This window comes from Paenibacillus sp. sgz302190 (assembly GCF_059820445.1).
In genome coordinates, this window is record NZ_JBZYAO010000010.1 from 66,752 (window position 1) to 81,639 (window position 14,888).

General features: G+C 54.7%; 11 protein-coding genes and 1 other annotated feature (1 of these 12 cut by a window edge). Of the genes, 4 read left to right on the plus strand and 7 right to left on the minus strand.

Annotated elements, in window-relative coordinates; genetic code table 11:
- Nucleotides 1-198, plus strand: a binding site (T-box leader) (it extends 51 nt beyond the left edge of the window).
- A gap of 57 nt (nucleotides 199-255) precedes the next feature.
- Nucleotides 256-3,024: an isoleucine--tRNA ligase gene (ileS, locus tag AC6RNO_RS13525; protein ID WP_497105744.1), complete on the plus strand. Its 2,769-nt coding sequence runs from the start codon at nucleotides 256-258 to the stop codon at nucleotides 3,022-3,024.
- A 53-nt stretch (nucleotides 3,025-3,077) separates the two neighbouring features.
- Here the strand turns inward: ileS and AC6RNO_RS13530 are convergent, their stop codons facing one another.
- Nucleotides 3,078-3,821, minus strand: a complete 744-nt coding sequence (locus AC6RNO_RS13530) for a TraR/DksA C4-type zinc finger protein (protein WP_497105745.1) — start codon at nucleotides 3,819-3,821, stop codon at nucleotides 3,078-3,080.
- Nucleotides 3,822-3,927: 106 nt separating this feature from the next.
- Here AC6RNO_RS13530 and lspA point away from each other — a divergent pair, with 106 nt between their 5' ends.
- From lspA to AC6RNO_RS13545, 3 genes are read left to right on the plus strand one after another with little or no spacing between them, the layout of a single operon-like run.
- Nucleotides 3,928-4,446, plus strand: coding sequence for a signal peptidase II (lspA, locus tag AC6RNO_RS13535; RefSeq protein ID WP_474684417.1), 519 nt, complete (start codon nucleotides 3,928-3,930; stop codon nucleotides 4,444-4,446).
- Nucleotides 4,421-5,350, plus strand: coding sequence for an RluA family pseudouridine synthase (locus AC6RNO_RS13540; RefSeq protein WP_474684416.1), 930 nt, complete (start codon nucleotides 4,421-4,423; stop codon nucleotides 5,348-5,350). Before lspA ends, AC6RNO_RS13540 begins: the two co-directional genes overlap by 26 nt.
- Before the next feature lie 39 nt (nucleotides 5,351-5,389).
- Nucleotides 5,390-6,547, plus strand: coding sequence for an aminotransferase A (locus tag AC6RNO_RS13545; RefSeq protein ID WP_497105746.1), 1,158 nt, complete (start codon nucleotides 5,390-5,392; stop codon nucleotides 6,545-6,547).
- Nucleotides 6,548-6,732: 185 nt separating this feature from the next.
- Here the strand turns inward: AC6RNO_RS13545 and AC6RNO_RS13550 are convergent, their stop codons facing one another.
- From AC6RNO_RS13550 to AC6RNO_RS13575, 6 genes are all read right to left on the minus strand, one after another.
- Nucleotides 6,733-7,860 carry an amidohydrolase gene (locus AC6RNO_RS13550; RefSeq protein WP_497105747.1) on the minus strand — a complete coding sequence of 376 codons (1,128 nt, stop codon included), beginning with the start codon at nucleotides 7,858-7,860 and terminating at the stop codon, nucleotides 6,733-6,735.
- 21 nt (nucleotides 7,861-7,881) lie between these two features.
- Nucleotides 7,882-8,592, minus strand: coding sequence for a 2,3,4,5-tetrahydropyridine-2,6-dicarboxylate N-acetyltransferase (gene dapD / locus AC6RNO_RS13555; protein ID WP_474684413.1), 711 nt, complete (start codon nucleotides 8,590-8,592; stop codon nucleotides 7,882-7,884).
- Nucleotides 8,593-8,720: 128 nt separating this feature from the next.
- On the minus strand, nucleotides 8,721-10,241 hold the full coding sequence (locus AC6RNO_RS13560) for an MDR family MFS transporter (protein WP_488435445.1): 1,521 nt from the start codon (nucleotides 10,239-10,241) through the stop codon (nucleotides 8,721-8,723).
- Between the two features lie 334 nt (nucleotides 10,242-10,575).
- Complete coding sequence (locus AC6RNO_RS13565) at nucleotides 10,576-10,827, minus strand: hypothetical protein (protein ID WP_497105748.1); 252 nt, start codon at nucleotides 10,825-10,827, stop codon at nucleotides 10,576-10,578.
- Between the two features lie 313 nt (nucleotides 10,828-11,140).
- Entirely contained in the window at nucleotides 11,141-13,033 is a 1,893-nt protein-coding gene (locus AC6RNO_RS13570) for an ABC transporter transmembrane domain-containing protein (protein WP_497105749.1), read from the minus strand.
- Nucleotides 13,030-14,760 (minus strand): ABC transporter transmembrane domain-containing protein, encoded by a 1,731-nt coding sequence (locus tag AC6RNO_RS13575; protein WP_497105750.1) that lies wholly within the window; start codon nucleotides 14,758-14,760, stop codon nucleotides 13,030-13,032. Before AC6RNO_RS13575 ends, AC6RNO_RS13570 begins: the two co-directional genes overlap by 4 nt.
- Between the last annotated feature and the right edge of the window lie 128 nt (nucleotides 14,761-14,888).

Consider the following 14,888-nt stretch of genomic DNA (forward strand, 5'->3'; position numbering starts at 1 on the left):
AGGGATTTGGTGTGAGCCTAACCTCTGCAGCGTGCCGAATATCCCCCAGGAGCATCTCTCGAAGCCGAGTAGAGAGAATCGGGTCATGCCGTTATCCATGATCGAGTGAAAGAGCAGCCGAAGCGCGAGGCATATCGCGAACGCTGCGTATGCTTTTTAACGAGGGTGGTACCGCGAGCAGAGCTTCTCGTCCCTTTGGGGATGGGAGCTTTTTTTGTTTGTGGGCAGTTGAAATTTCTAAAGGAAGTGGAACGAATGGATTACGGAAAAACATTGAATTTATTGCAAACCGAATTTCCGATGAGAGGCAATCTGCCTCAGGCGGAGCCGAAAATTCAAGAGCAGTGGGCAGCCGAGGACATTTACGCGAAAGTTCGGGAGAGCCGCAAAGGCAAGCCGAAATTCGTGCTTCATGACGGGCCTCCGTATGCGAACGGTGACATTCATATCGGACATGCGCTGAACAAGGTGCTGAAAGATATTATCGTACGATTCAAAACGCTGCAGGGCTACGACGCGCCTTACGTTCCGGGCTGGGACACGCACGGGCTGCCGATCGAACAGGCGATCGCCAACAACGGCAAAGTCGACCGCAAAAAAATGTCCGTACACGAGTTCCGCGAGTACTGCAAAGAGTATGCGCTGCAATGGGTCGACAAGCAAAAGAGCCAATTCCAGCGCCTGGGCATCCGGGGCGATTGGCAAAATCCTTATATTACGCTGCAGCCGGAGTACGAAGCGCAGCAAATTCGCGTATTCGGCCAAATGGTGCAAAAAGGCTACATTTACAAAGGCCTGAAGCCTGTTTATTGGTCTCCGTCGTCGGAAAGCGCGCTCGCCGAGGCCGAGATCGAGTACAAAGAGAAAGTATCGACTTCGATTTATGTCGCGTTCCCGGTTCAAGACGGCAAAGGCAAACTGCCGCAGGACGCTTCCATCGTCATCTGGACGACGACGCCATGGACGCTTCCGGCCAATCTGGGCATCAGCTTGCACCCTGAATTTGATTACACGGTCGTGCAGGCGGCCGGCAAAAAGTATGTGCTGGCGCAAGGGCTGCTGGAAACGGCCGCCAAGGAGATTGGCTGGACGGACTACGAAGTGCTGTCTACCGTCAAGGGCAGCGAACTGGAGTATGTAACGTGCAAGCATCCTTTTTATGACAGGGAATCTCTCGTCATGGTCGGCGAGCACGTCACGCTTGAAGCCGGTACCGGCTGCGTGCATACCGCTCCGGGACATGGCGAGGACGACTTCGTCATCGGCCAGCGCTACCGGATCGGCGTGCTTTGCCCGGTGGACGATCAGGGCCATTTTACGGCGGAAGCACCCGGTTTTGAAGGGCTTTTTTATGAAAAAGGCAGCAAGGTCATCGTCGAGATGCTGCAGGAGTCGGGTCTGCTGCTGAAAGCGGGCGAAATCAAGCACCAATACGCGCACGACTGGCGGACGAAGAAACCGGTCATCTACCGTGCGACGGAGCAGTGGTTCGCTTCGATCGATAAATTCCGGCAGGAGATGCTGGATGAGATCAAAAAGGTCAAATGGACGCCCAACTGGGGTGAAGTCAGGCTGCACAACATGATCGCCGAGCGCGGCGATTGGTGTATTTCGCGGCAGCGCACATGGGGTGTGCCGATTCCGATTTTTTACTGCCGCAGCTGCAACGAGCCGCTGGTCAACGAGCAGACCATTGAGCATGTGGCCGGGCTGTTCGCCAAGGAAGGCTCGAATTCGTGGTTTATCAAGGACGAGCATGAGCTGCTGCCGGAAGGAACGGTATGCGCCAAATGCGGCCATGACCGCTTCCGCAAGGAAACGGACATTATGGACGTATGGTTTGATTCCGGGTCCAGCCATGCCGGCGTTCTGGAGACCCGTCCGGAGCTGCAATGGCCGGCCGACCTGTATTTGGAAGGCTCCGACCAATACCGCGGCTGGTTCAACTCGTCGCTGATCACCGGCGTTGCCGTGCGCGGACAGGCTCCGTACAAAGGCATTTTGAGCCACGGCTTTACGCTTGACGGTGAAGGCCGCAAAATGTCCAAATCGATCGGCAACACGATTGATCCGAGCCAGGTGTGCAACAAGCTCGGAGCGGATATTCTCCGGCTGTGGGTGTCTTCCGTCGATTACCAATCCGATCACCGGATTTCGGATAACATTTTGAACCAGACGACGGAAGTATACCGCAAAATCCGCAACACTTTGCGCTTCTTGCTCGGGAACTTGAGCCATTTTAACCCGGCTGCCGACCGTGTGGCTCCGGAGCAAATGTCCGAGCTGGACCGGTTTGCTCTGATTCGTTTAAACCGTATGATCGACAAAGTGGTAAAAGCCTATGAGGCTTACGAATTCCACGTTGTCTATCAGGTGATTCATCATTTCTGCGCCGTCGAGATGAGCTCGTTCTATCTGGACGTCATCAAGGATCGCATGTACGCAGGCGCGCCGAACGATGCCGCGCGTAAAGCTTCCCAAACGGTGCTGTATGACGCGCTTACGGCAATTACAACATTAATTTCGCCGATTTTGCCGCATACCGCGGATGAGGTCTGGAAGTACATTCCTGAAGCGGGATTGAGCAGCGTGCAGATCGCCGAGCTGCCTGAAGTGCAGGCGGATTTGTATGATGCGGAGCTGGAAGAGAAGTGGAACAGCTTCCTCGATGTGCGCGACGAAGTGCTGAAAGCTTTGGAAGAAGCGCGCAAAGAGAAAGTGATCGGCAATTCATTGGGGGCGGCCGTTCATCTGTATCCGAACGAGGCCGTTCACAGCCTGCTGAGCAGGCTGGAGCAGCTCGATCAATTGTTTATCGTTTCCGCCGTGACTGTCCACGAGCCGTCGGCTCCGAAGCCGCAGGACGGGTATGCGGCGAAGGATGTCACGATTCAGGTAACTGTGGCGGAAGGCGAGAAGTGCGAGCGCTGCTGGATAGTTACTCCTGAAGTTGGGCAAAATAAAGAGCATCCGACTCTTTGCGTCCGATGCAGTGAGGTTGTTGCCGCTCATTATCACGAGTAGCGGGACAAAGAAGCAAACGAGCTGACGCCGGCGGCGAAGCTCGTTTGTCCTGTTCAATTTTGGTCATCCACGTTCTCTGCATCAGGTCCGAGTTCGAGCAGAGGATCGCCTTCGCCGCTGCTCATGTAGTCCCGGTACGCTTTGCTTCTGACGATCGTCACATGTTCGCCGTATAAGTCGGTCGCTACGAAGCTTTCAAACGATTCGACAAAACCTTCGTGTTCGTCGGCTTCGATGTACATGTCCTTATAGTCGTCGACATTCGGGTCTTCGGCAAAAGCGGGAGTGTTGGAAGTTCCCCAACTTTCCACGATTTGCCACGCGTCCTCGCCGTCGAACTGGTTTTGCCCGTCAAGTTCGTCCAGACTCGTTCTGCCGAACGGTGGGGAAAGCAGCTTTTCCTCGACAGGTCTGCGTTCGGACTCGTGAGGATCCGGCACATGCCGGATGCAGTATACGGTAGTCGGAATGGCTTGAAGCCGTTCGAATGGAATAGGAGCTTGGCAAAAAACGCATAGGCCGTAATCGCCTTTGTCCATATGCTCCAGCGCTTCGTCAACTTGCATAAGCTGAAATCCGGCATGTTCGTTCAGTGAAATGTCTTTCCCGCGCTCGTAAATTTCCGAAGCGATGTCGCCGGGATGGTTGTCGTACATGGACAGTTCGCCGGTATTTTCGATAAAAGAGCTGGACAAACCGAAATTGCCGTTCCGGTCGAAATGCCGTTCGAGATCAAGTTTTTCCTCCAACAGCTGCAGATGCAATTCGCGAATTTGCTGCTCGGTTAAATGGTTCATAAGTACAGCTCCTTTCCTACAGGTGTTCCATAACGTTATAGTTCCGAACGGAAGCTTTTTTTAGTGAGGTAATTCCTTGTATATCAGGGACCTAGGAGGAAATAAAGTGAAATATTATATTTACGCGCTTATCGTTTTTTTGCTCGATCAGGCTACCAAATGGGTTATCGTACAAAAGATTCCGCTCGGCGAAGAACGCTCGGTGATCGGAGAATTTTTCGTCATCACTTCTCATCGCAACCGCGGAGCGGCCTTCGGCATTTTGCAAAATCAAAGATGGTTTTTCATTATCGTGACACTAGTTGTCGTCATAGGGATTCTATGGTATATCAGACGCACGATTCGCGAGGGCAAGGGCCTGCTTTCATTTGCGCTAAGCCTGCTGCTGGGCGGGGCGTTAGGCAATTTTCTCGACCGCGCGCTGTTCGGGGAAGTCGTCGATTTTCTGCAATTTACGTTTGACTTTTCGTTGTTCGGCAAGGCGATCTATTATATTTATCCGATCTTCAACCTTGCGGATTCGGCCATCGTGATCGGGGTCATCCTGATATTCCTGGATTCCATACTGACGGCAAGAAGAGAGAAAAAAGGAGCCGGACATGAGCACAAACCAGACCTCACCTGATCCGGCGGAGTGGAGCGTCTCGGCCGAGTACACGGGTGAACGCATCGATAAATTCATTACCGAATCGTTGGAAGAAGAAGTTTCGCGGACGCAAGTACAGCAATGGCTGAAGGACGGGCACGCGGCGGTCAACGGCCGGCCGGTCAAGCCGAACTACAAGCTGTCGGAGAACGATCATATCGTGCTCACGATTCCGGAGCCGACGGATGCGGAATTGACCGGCGAACCGATCCCGCTGGAAGTCGTCTATGAGGATTCCGATGTGATCGTCATCAACAAGCCGCGGGGCCTTGTCGTTCATCCTGCGCCGGGACATTATTCCGGCACGCTGGTCAACGCCTTGCTGTATCACTGCAAGGATTTGTCGGGCATCAACGGCGAGCTGCGCCCGGGCATCGTACACCGCATCGACAAAGATACGTCGGGCCTCATCATGGCCGCCAAAAACGACAAAGCCCATGCAAGCCTCGCCGAGCAGTTGAAAGCTCACACCGTCAACCGCAAATATATCGCCTTGGTTCACGGCACCATTCAGCATGAGCACGGCACGATCGACGCTCCAATCGGGCGCGATTCCCACGACCGCAAGATGTACACCGTGACGGACAAAAACAGCAAGCACGCGGTCACGCATTTTCTCGTTCTGGAGCGTTTTGGGGACTTCACGCTCGTCGAGCTGAAGCTGGAGACAGGGAGAACGCACCAGATTCGCGTTCATATGAAATTCATCGGCCACCCGCTCGTCGGAGATCCGATGTACGGCAAAAGCAAGGGAATGCTGATGGAAGGCCAAGCGCTGCATGCCGCGGTACTCGGTTTCGTGCATCCGCGAACAGGGGTAACGATGCAGTTCGAAGCGCCGCTTCCTGCGGATATGGAGCATCTGATCCATACCTTAAAGTAAGGAAGCCGCAGCGTTTCCATAGGCAGAGGGGAGAAACGGATGGAACATTTAATCAATCCGCAAGTGAAGGAAATTCAAATATCGGGCATCCGCAAAATTTCCAATCTTGTAAGCACGATTCCCGGCGCGCTGACGCTGACGATCGGCCAGCCGGATTTTCCGACTCCGCGGCATATTATCGAAGCAGGACAGCAAGCATTGGAGCAAAACAAGACGGTCTATACGCCCAATCCCGGCTTGCCGGAACTGCGCGAAGCGGCGTCCCGCTTCGTCCGGAATAAATACGGCCTGGACTACCGGGCGGCCGATGAAGTTATAGTGACCGTCGGGGCGAGCCAAGCCGTCGATATCGCCCTGCGCACCATTCTTACGCCAGGTGCGGAAGTCATTATCCCGGCGCCGATCTACCCGGGCTACGAGCCGTTAATCCGGCTGGCAGGGGGCGTTCCGGTCTATGTGGATACGCGCGCGAACGGTTTGAAATGTACAGCGGATTTGCTGGAGCCGCATCTTACAGAGCGCACGCGCTGCGTGATCCTCTGTTATCCGTCCAATCCGACGGGACATGTGCTTTCGGAACAGGAACTCACGGAGCTGGCTCATTTGCTGGAAGATAAGGACTTATTTATTTTATCTGATGAAATTTATAGCGAGCTGATTTACGGGGACAGCCACCGGTCCATCGCTGCGATGGGCAAGCTGCGCGAGAAGACGATTGTCATTAACGGTCTTTCCAAGTCTCATGCGATGACAGGCTGGCGGATCGGGTTTGTTTTTGCTCCGGCATATTTGACCGGGCATATGGTCAAGGTTCATCAGTATAACGTGACATGCGCCAGTTCGGTAAGCCAATATGCGGCGCTCGAAGCATTGACGAACGGTGTGGACGACGCGCTGCCGATGCGGCAAGCTTACGAAGCCCGCAGAGACTATGTGTACGATCGGCTGATCGCGATGGGCTTCGAGCTGGAAAAGCCGAAGGGGGCTTTTTACCTGTTCCCCTCCATCGCCAGATTCGGGCTGAAATCGGAAGAGTTTGCGCTGCGGCTGCTTCAGGAAGAGAAAGTCGCCGTCGTGCCGGGCGATGCGTTCACCTCATACGGGGAAAGCTACATGCGCATTTCCTACGCGTATTCGCAGGAAGTGCTGGAGCAATCGCTGGACCGTCTGGAGCGTTTTGTCGGCAAGCTGAAATGAGATAAACCTCTATCGAGGTCGTTCGAAGATGAGCGACCGCGTTTAGAGGTAGGTTTATTCGCCAATAAGAATGCCGTTCTACACGCTTTAGCGCTGTAAGAACTTAAACATTCTTATGTGGTAAGAAAAAAAGCCTTCGCACCGACACGGGTTCTACACCGGTGGTTGCGGAGGCTTTTTTCGCTTTATGACTGGCTCGATTTGTACAGCAAATACGAAGTGATCGTCTCGATGGCGATGCCGATAGCACGTTCGTCGGGCTCTATTTTGGCGTGGTGCAGTCCATGCGGCGTTTCGACGCCAAGCCAGAACATGAAGCCCGGGATTTGCTCCAAAAAGTAGCCGAAATCTTCGCCGGTCATCGCTTCCGTGCATTCCACGAGATTGGCTTTGCCGCTGCCGCGCAGCCACTCCATAAATTCCAGCGTCAACGGCGGATCGTTGTACACCTGGCGGTAGTTGGAGCCGTAGTTGATGGACACCCGGCAGTCGAACGAGCCTTCGATCCCGGCCGCTACGGCTTCGATCCGTTTTTTGACGTTGGCCATGGAGGCGGCGGACAGGGTGCGGATCGTCCCTTCCAGGCGGGCTTTCTCGGCGATGATGTTTTGCTTCGTGCCGGCTTCCATTTTGCCGATCGTAATGACGGCCGAATCGAGCGGATTCACGTTGCGGGACACGATCGTTTGCAATTGGCCGACCATTTGCGAAGCCGCTACGATCATATCGTTCGCCTGATGCGGGTAAGCGGCGTGACCGCCTTTGCCGAGCAGGTCGATGAAAAGTTCAGACGTATTGGCGAACAAAATTTCCGGCTTCGTGGCAATCGTGCCTACGGGATACTCCGGCGCTATATGCAGCGCTACGATCTGATCGGGCTTCCAGTCCTGCAGCTCCTCGGCGGCAAGCATCGGCAAAGCGCCTCCGGGACCTTCTTCGGCAGGCTGGAAGAGCACGACAAGGTTGTCTTTCATCGGATGATGCGCAAAATGAGAAACGACGCCCATACCGATGGACATGTGCAGGTCGTGGCCGCAAGCGTGCATATAACCCGGATGCCGGGAAGGGAACGGAAGAGAAGTCTCTTCCGTTATAGGCAGCCCGTCCATATCCGCGCGATACCCGAACCGCTTCGAAGGAGCAGTCCCCGCGATATGAACCAGAATGCCGGTACGCCAAGTGCGGATCGTCATTCTGTCCTGAGGCAGGCCGGCCAAATAGTCCAAAAGCAGCCGCTGCGTTTCAAATTCCTGAAAGCCGGGCTCCGGAATTTGATGGAGCTGCCTGCGCAGTTCGATAAATGGGCTATGCATGGCGAATCCCCCCAGAGTGCTTTACAGCGTGCGAAGATCTTGCAAAATTTCCGTTTTGGACTTCGTTTTGTCGTCCACTTTTTTGATCACTCTGGCTGGCGCGCCCGCTACGACGGTATATTCCTCGACATCCTGCGTGACGACGGCTCCGGCGGCAACGACAGAGCCTTTGCCGATGCGGACGCCTTCCAGAATGACCGCGTTGGCTCCGACGAGCACATCGTCTTCAATGACGCACGGCTGTGCGGAAGGCGGCTCGATTACGCCTGCTACGACTGCGCCTGCACCGATGTGACACATTTTGCCGATCTGCGCTCTTCCGCCAAGCACTGCGTTCATGTCGATCATCGTGCCGTCGCCAACGGAAGCGCCGATGTTAATGAGGGCGCCCATCATGATGACCGCATTGTCGCCGATGTGCACTTTGTCGCGGATAACCGCGCCTGGCTCGATGCGGGCATTGATCGGTTTCAGGTCAAGCATCGGAATCGCGGAGTTGCGGCGGTCGGCCTCAACGACATAATCTTCGATCAGCGCTTTGTTTTGCTCCAAAACGGGCTGAATGACGCTCCACTCACCGAAAACGACGCCGCTTCCGCCTGATACGAAGGACTGGGAGCCTTCACCGAAGTCGATGGAATCCAGGTTTCCTTTTACATATACTTTAACAGGAGTCTTTTTTTTGCTTTCTTTAATAAATTGAATAATTTCCAGGGTGTTCATTTCACTCATGTTTGACATCTCCTTATTGATTTGGGTTGACTCTCCTATATTATCAGAAAGGGAGCGTTTCAGCCAATGCGTTTGTATGGACAAGCCAAAAAAATGCGGCTCCCGGGATCGGGAACCGCCGGCGGCCGTCAGGCTGCGCTTTGTTTTTTATTTTGTCCGGCAGTGCCGATCTTGTCGTTTGTAAGGAAGAACATGAACACGATCACAAATACGGCCGGGACGATCGCCCAGGTGAAAGCGTGCGTAATGGAAGAAGAGAGTATGCCGGTAATTTTATCGAGAACCGGTGTCGGGATTTGCGCTCTCGTCTGCGGATCGAGCAGGGCGCGCGGATCGCTCGCGGCCCCGGCCGGCATTGGCCCGGTCCCGCCCAGCGCGTCGGCCATTTTGTGCGTGAAGTTATTGCGCTGGATGATGCCGTATACGGTAATGCCGAGCGCCATGCCAAGCTCCCTAACAAAGGAGAGCGTAGAGTTGGCCGAGCCTCTTTGCAGCGGGCTCATGTTATGGATGGCGGCCATGCCCAGCACGGAGAAGGAGGCGCCTGTGCCGAAGCCGGCGATCACCATGTAGACGGTAATGAGCCATCGCGGAGTGGATGCCGTCAACGTCGTCAACAAGATGATGGCGATCAGGAAAATAGCGCCGAAGACGAGCATAACGTTGCGGTAGCCGAATTTACCGGCCAGGACGGCGCCGATCTGGCTTGAGGCCACGACGCCGAGCATCATGGGCAGCAGGATCAGGCCCGAGTTCGTCGCGCTTCCGCCCGCTACGCCCTGTATATAGATCGGGATGTAAACCGTCGATACGATAAAAGCGATGCCGTAGCAAAGCCCGACCAGCGTGCTGCCGCCGAACAGGCGGTCGCGGAACATGGAGAAGGAGAGAATAGGCTCCTGGGCTTTCGTCTCCGCCCACAGAAATGTGACCAGCAGAACGGCGAAGCCGGCAAATAAACCGAGAATGGGCGGCGAGTCCCAAGCGTATTTGTTGCCTCCTAGCTCAAGACCGAACATGAGGCAGACGACCGCCCCGACGAGTGTTGCTGCGCCAAGCCAATCGATTCGCTGTTTCGAGTGGATCGGCGATTCTTTGTAATGGACGGCAATGAAGATGAAGGACAGTATGCCGAGCGGCAGGTTGATGTAGAACACCCAGCGCCAGTCGATGTAATCGGTGATGTAGGAGCCGAGCAGCGGCCCGAATATGCTGGACAGCCCGAAAGTTGCGCCGAACAGACCGGTAATTTTGCCCCGCTGCTCCGGCGGAATCACGTCAAAAATAATCGTGAACGCAATCGGAATCAGCGCGCCGCCGCCAATACCTTGAATGGCGCGGTAAATGCTGAGCTGAACGATGCTTTGAGCGGTCCCGCACAGGATGGAACCGAGCAGAAATACGATCATGCCGAATATGAAAAACCGCTTCCTGCCATACATATCGGACAGCTTGCCGAAAATCGGCATACCGGCCATCTCGGCTACCATGTAAGCCGACGTTACCCAAATAAACTTGTCGAAGCCCCCGAGCTTGGCGACGATCGTTCCCATAGCCGTTGCGACGATCGTATTGTCCATCGAAGACATCAGAATCGAAAGCAGCAGGCCCGCGATGATGAAACCTACTTTGTTTTGCGTTGCTGTCATTGAACTTGTCACTCCTTTGATATGCGTTGCGTGCGCGTTACTTTCATTTCTCCACGTCCCTCATTGTACATGCGAAGACCAGTCCGGCTCCTCGGTCTCGAGACGTAACTTGCGAAGGACCGCCGGATGAATTGCTCACGTTCTATTATAAAAGAGCAACCCTGACAACAGAGCGTCAGGGTTGAGATTGTCCTTACGGTGCGTATACCAACGCAGCCGATGTTGCTTGCGGCCAGTGCAGTCAAGTGCAGCTAATGCGGGGCGGTGCAAGACAAAGACGGCAATACCGCCAATGCGGCCAGTGCCGGCAATATCGCCAATGCTGCGAATGCCGCTAACGCCACCAGTGCGCCAATGCTGCCAACACTATCAACGCTGCAAGTGTTGCCATTGCAACCTGTACAGCCAATGCGATCAGTGCAGCTAGAGCTGTCAACGCCGCCAATGCTGTAAATGCGCAGAAAACCCGCGAAAAGTCGTCAGTCTGCCCGGAAACCCACACGCCAAAGCCGGTCGCACAAATCTGCCTAGTTGAGCAAAGAAAACCTGCAAAAATACAGTTTTTGCCCGGTTGATACGCCGGCAACGAAAAATTCCTGCAAATGTGCAGGCTTTTCGTCACGAACTGGGGTTCTGGACCGTTTTCATCGAAAATTCCTGCACAATCGCAGGCTTTCCGCCAAGACGAACCGTTTTTAAGGAAAAAACCTGCACTTTTGCAGGCATTTCCCTGCCAAGCCGCCTAGTGCCTCTGCTTCATCGCCGCAGCCCGTGCAGGAGAGGAGTAGGGTGGGGGCGAGGGCTGACCCTGGGCTGACCCGCCCCGTGCACGCGCAACGCACTGGGAGAATCGCACGTGTTGCCGCGCGAACATGCCAGCCCGCAATCCGCCACCCGGACTATCCGGCGTTCGGATTGGCTGCAGCGTGGACGAATTGGCTGTTGTGCAGTTCGGCGTAGAAGCCGTTTTGCGCCAGGAGCTGTTCGTGCGTGCCCTGTTCGATGACGGACCCCTGATTCATGACGAGTATCAGGTCGGCGTCGCGTATCGTGGACAGGCGGTGGGCGATCACAAAGCTGGTGCGTCCCTGCATCAAGTTGTTCATCGCCCGCTGGATCGAAACCTCGGTCCGCGTATCGACGCTGCTCGTCGCTTCGTCCAAAATGAGAATCGGCGGGTCGGCCAGTATGGCACGCGCGATCGTCAGCAACTGCTTCTGGCCGTGCGATATGTTCGAAGCCTCTTCGTTCAAAACCGTATCATATCCTTCTGGCAGCGTGCGGATAAAGTGATCGGCGTAAGCCGCCCTGGCTGCGCTCACGATCTGCTCTTCGGTCGCTCCTTCGCGGCCGTAGGCGATGTTGTCGCGGATCGTCCCGTTGAACAGCCATGTGTCCTGCAGCACCATGCCGAACAGCCCGCGCAGGTGACTGCGCGTCATTTGCCGTGAATCGACGCCGTCTATGGCGATGCGACCGCCCTGCAGCTCGTAAAAGCGCATGAGCAGGTTGACGATCGTCGTTTTGCCTGCGCCCGTCGGTCCGACGATGGCAACCGTCTGCCCGGGCTGCACGTCGATGTTCATGTCGGTAATCAGCGGCGCATCTTCCTTATAGGCAAACTTGACGTTTTCGAATTGCACCCGTCCTGAGACATGTGCAACGGTTTTGGCGTCGGCGGCATCCTGCTGTTCCTCAGGTTCATCCAACAGTTCGAATACGCGCTCCGCCGCCGCGATGGTGGACTGGATGACGTTAGCGATGTTGGCTACCTGGGTAATCGGCATGCCGAACTGCCCGGAATATTGGATAAAAGCCTGGATATCGCCGATTTTGATCGAACCGTGGGTCACCATAATTCCGCCGATCACACTGACCAGCACAAAACCGATATTGCCGATAAAGCTCATCAGCGGAAAGATCAGACCGGATATAAATTGCGCTTTCCAGCCGGACTGATACAGCTTTTCGTTAATTTCGTTGAATCGCTCGATCGATTTGCTTTCGTGGCCGAAAGCTTTGACGATCGTATGTCCGGTGAACATTTCCTCGACATGGCCGTTCAGTGCGCCAAGGTTTTTTTGCTGGCCGGCAAAATGCTTTTGCGACCTGGAGGCGATGAATTTCGTACAATAAATGCTGAGCGGAAGCGTGGCGATCGTTGCGAGCGCCAGAAGCGGACTTATCGTCAGCATCATGACGATAATGCCCAGCAGCGTTACAATCGACGTAATCAACTGCGTCAAGCTTTGCTGGAGCGTGGAGCTGATCGTGTCGACATCGTTCGTGGCGCGGCTCATCACATCGCCGTGGCTCTTTGAATCGAAGAAGGAGAGCGGCACGCGGGCGAGCTTGTCGTTAACTTGTTCGCGCAAATCGTAGACGATTTTTTGCGTGACGGTAACCATAACACGCTGCTGAAAATAGCCGAACAGAGCGCTGAGCACATACAGAACGGCAAGCAGGATCACGATTTGGGCGATGGCGTTAAAATCGATGCCGGTGCCTGCGATGCCTTTCAGCTTTTCCATGGAACCTTCGAAAAGCTTGGTCGTTGCGTTGCCCATCAGCTTCGGGCTGATAATGCTGAACAGGGTGCTGAGAACCGCCATCAGAAGCACAAGTGCCAGCTGCAGGCGGTAAGGCTTCATGTAGCCGAGCAGCCGCTGCAGCGTAGCTTTGAAGTTTTTGGCCTTTTGTACGGGTCTGCCCATACCGCCCATGCCGCCGCGCCCGAAATGCGCCGGCCCGACTCCTGCGGACGATTCGTTGGCTTTGCGTTTTTCACTCATGCGATATCCTCCTCCGAAAGCTGAGAGGCGACGATTTCCTGGTATACCTTGCAGGTGCGCAGCAGCTCGTCATGGCTTCCGATGCCCACCATTTGTCCGTCCTCAAGCACAATGATCCGGTCTGCGTCCATAATCGTGCTTACCCGTTGGGCGACAATCAGCATCGTGGCGTGCGTGATTTCTTCTTTTAGCGCCCTGCGCAGATTGGCATCGGTTTTGTAATCGAGCGCGGAGAAGCTGTCGTCGAACACGTAGATGCCCGGTTTTCTGGCCAACGCGCGGGCGATCGACAGGCGCTGTTTTTGGCCGCCGGACAGGTTCGTTCCCCCTTGGGAAATGAGCGATTGATAGCCGTCCTGCATCTGCTCAATAAACTCGTCGGCCTGCGCAGTCCGGGCGGCTTGCTTCACTTCCTCGTCCGATGCGGTCTCACAGCCGAAACGGATATTATCGGCAACGGTGCCGGAAAAAAGGACGGCTTTTTGCGGCACGTAGCCGATGCTTTCGCGCAAGCTTTCGAGCTGCAAAGATTGAATAGGGACCCCGTCAATCGCAATACGGCCGCTCTCGGCATCGTAGAACCGCAGCAGTAAATGCAGGAGGGTCGACTTGCCGGAGCCCGTTCCGCCGATAATCGCGGTCACTTGCCCCGGCTCGGCGCGGAAGCTCAAACCCCGGATAGCCGGCTGCTCGGCGCCGGGATAGCTGAAGGTCACATCCTGAAACTCGATGAGCCCCCGATTGCGGTTTTGCGCGAACGGAAGGGCGTCCGCTGCGCTGCTGATGGCCGATTCGGTCCGGAGCACTTCGTTAATGCGGATGGCCGACGCCGATGCCCGGGGAATCATGACGAAAATCATCGTCATCATAAACATCGAGAACATAATCTGCATGGCGTATTGGATGAACGCGATCAAATCGCCGATCTGCATGTCGTTCTGGTCGATCCGGATGCCCCCGAACCAGAGGATGACGACGACGGCCAAATTAAATACGAGCATCATCAGCGGCATCATCGTAGACATGAGAATGTTCACTTTGACGGCGGTTTGCGTAAAATCGAGATTCGCTTTTTCAAATTTCTTTTTTTCGTTGTCCGTCCGGTTGAACGCGCGAATGACGCGGATGCCTGTCAAATGCTCGCGGAGCACGAGATTGATCTGGTCGATTTTGACTTGCATCGCTTTGAAAAGCGGTATGCCTTTACGCATAATGGCGATGATTGCGAACGTTAGAATCGGAATGACGGCGATAATGACCAGAGCGAGCTTGGCGTCTTTGTATATCGACATGATCACGCCGCCTACGAGCATCGCAGGAGCTCCGATAAACATGCGCAGCATCACGATGACCTGCTGGACCTGCGCGATATCGTTGGTCGTGCGAGTAATCAAAGAGGAAGTGCCGAGCTTGTCGAACTCGCCAAGCGAAAAGCTTTCGACATGGGCGAACACGCTGCGCCGCAAATCCCGGCCGAAGCCTGTCGCGGTTCTGGCGAGCATGTAACTGGCGATAAAAACGCATATCGTGGCTCCCAGAGCGACGAACAGCATGTAGGCCCCGAATTTCAGGATGAACGGAATATCCCCCTTCACGACGCCGGTGTCGACGATGTCGGCGAGCAGGGTGGGCAAATACAGCTGGGCAAGCGACTGAAGCAGCATGAAAGCGATGACGCCGGCAACTTGAAACTTATACGGCTTCAAATAGCGAAACAGTTGGAACATAATGTGCTCATCGTTCCCTTCATAAATAATGAATAAAATTCGAAAAGAATATAACGTGTGCGATATGTCGTATACGAAATATATGGTATGTGCTATAATCATTTTTGTCAATAAGAGGTTTCTTTACT

Coding starts and splice junctions, on each gene's coding strand:
- ileS (WP_497105744.1), top strand. CDS start 256: ATGGATTACGGAAAAACATTGAATTTATTGCAAACCGAATTTCCGATG.
- AC6RNO_RS13530 (WP_497105745.1), bottom strand. CDS start 3,821: ATGAACCATTTAACCGAGCAGCAAATTCGCGAATTGCATCTGCAGCTG.
- AC6RNO_RS13540 (WP_474684416.1), top strand. CDS start 4,421: ATGAGCACAAACCAGACCTCACCTGATCCGGCGGAGTGGAGCGTCTCG.
- AC6RNO_RS13545 (WP_497105746.1), top strand. CDS start 5,390: ATGGAACATTTAATCAATCCGCAAGTGAAGGAAATTCAAATATCGGGC.
- AC6RNO_RS13550 (WP_497105747.1), bottom strand. CDS start 7,860: ATGCATAGCCCATTTATCGAACTGCGCAGGCAGCTCCATCAAATTCCG.
- dapD (WP_474684413.1), bottom strand. CDS start 8,592: ATGAGTGAAATGAACACCCTGGAAATTATTCAATTTATTAAAGAAAGC.
- AC6RNO_RS13560 (WP_488435445.1), bottom strand. CDS start 10,241: ATGACAGCAACGCAAAACAAAGTAGGTTTCATCATCGCGGGCCTGCTG.
- AC6RNO_RS13570 (WP_497105749.1), bottom strand. CDS start 13,033: ATGAGTGAAAAACGCAAAGCCAACGAATCGTCCGCAGGAGTCGGGCCG.
- AC6RNO_RS13575 (WP_497105750.1), bottom strand. CDS start 14,760: ATGTTCCAACTGTTTCGCTATTTGAAGCCGTATAAGTTTCAAGTTGCC.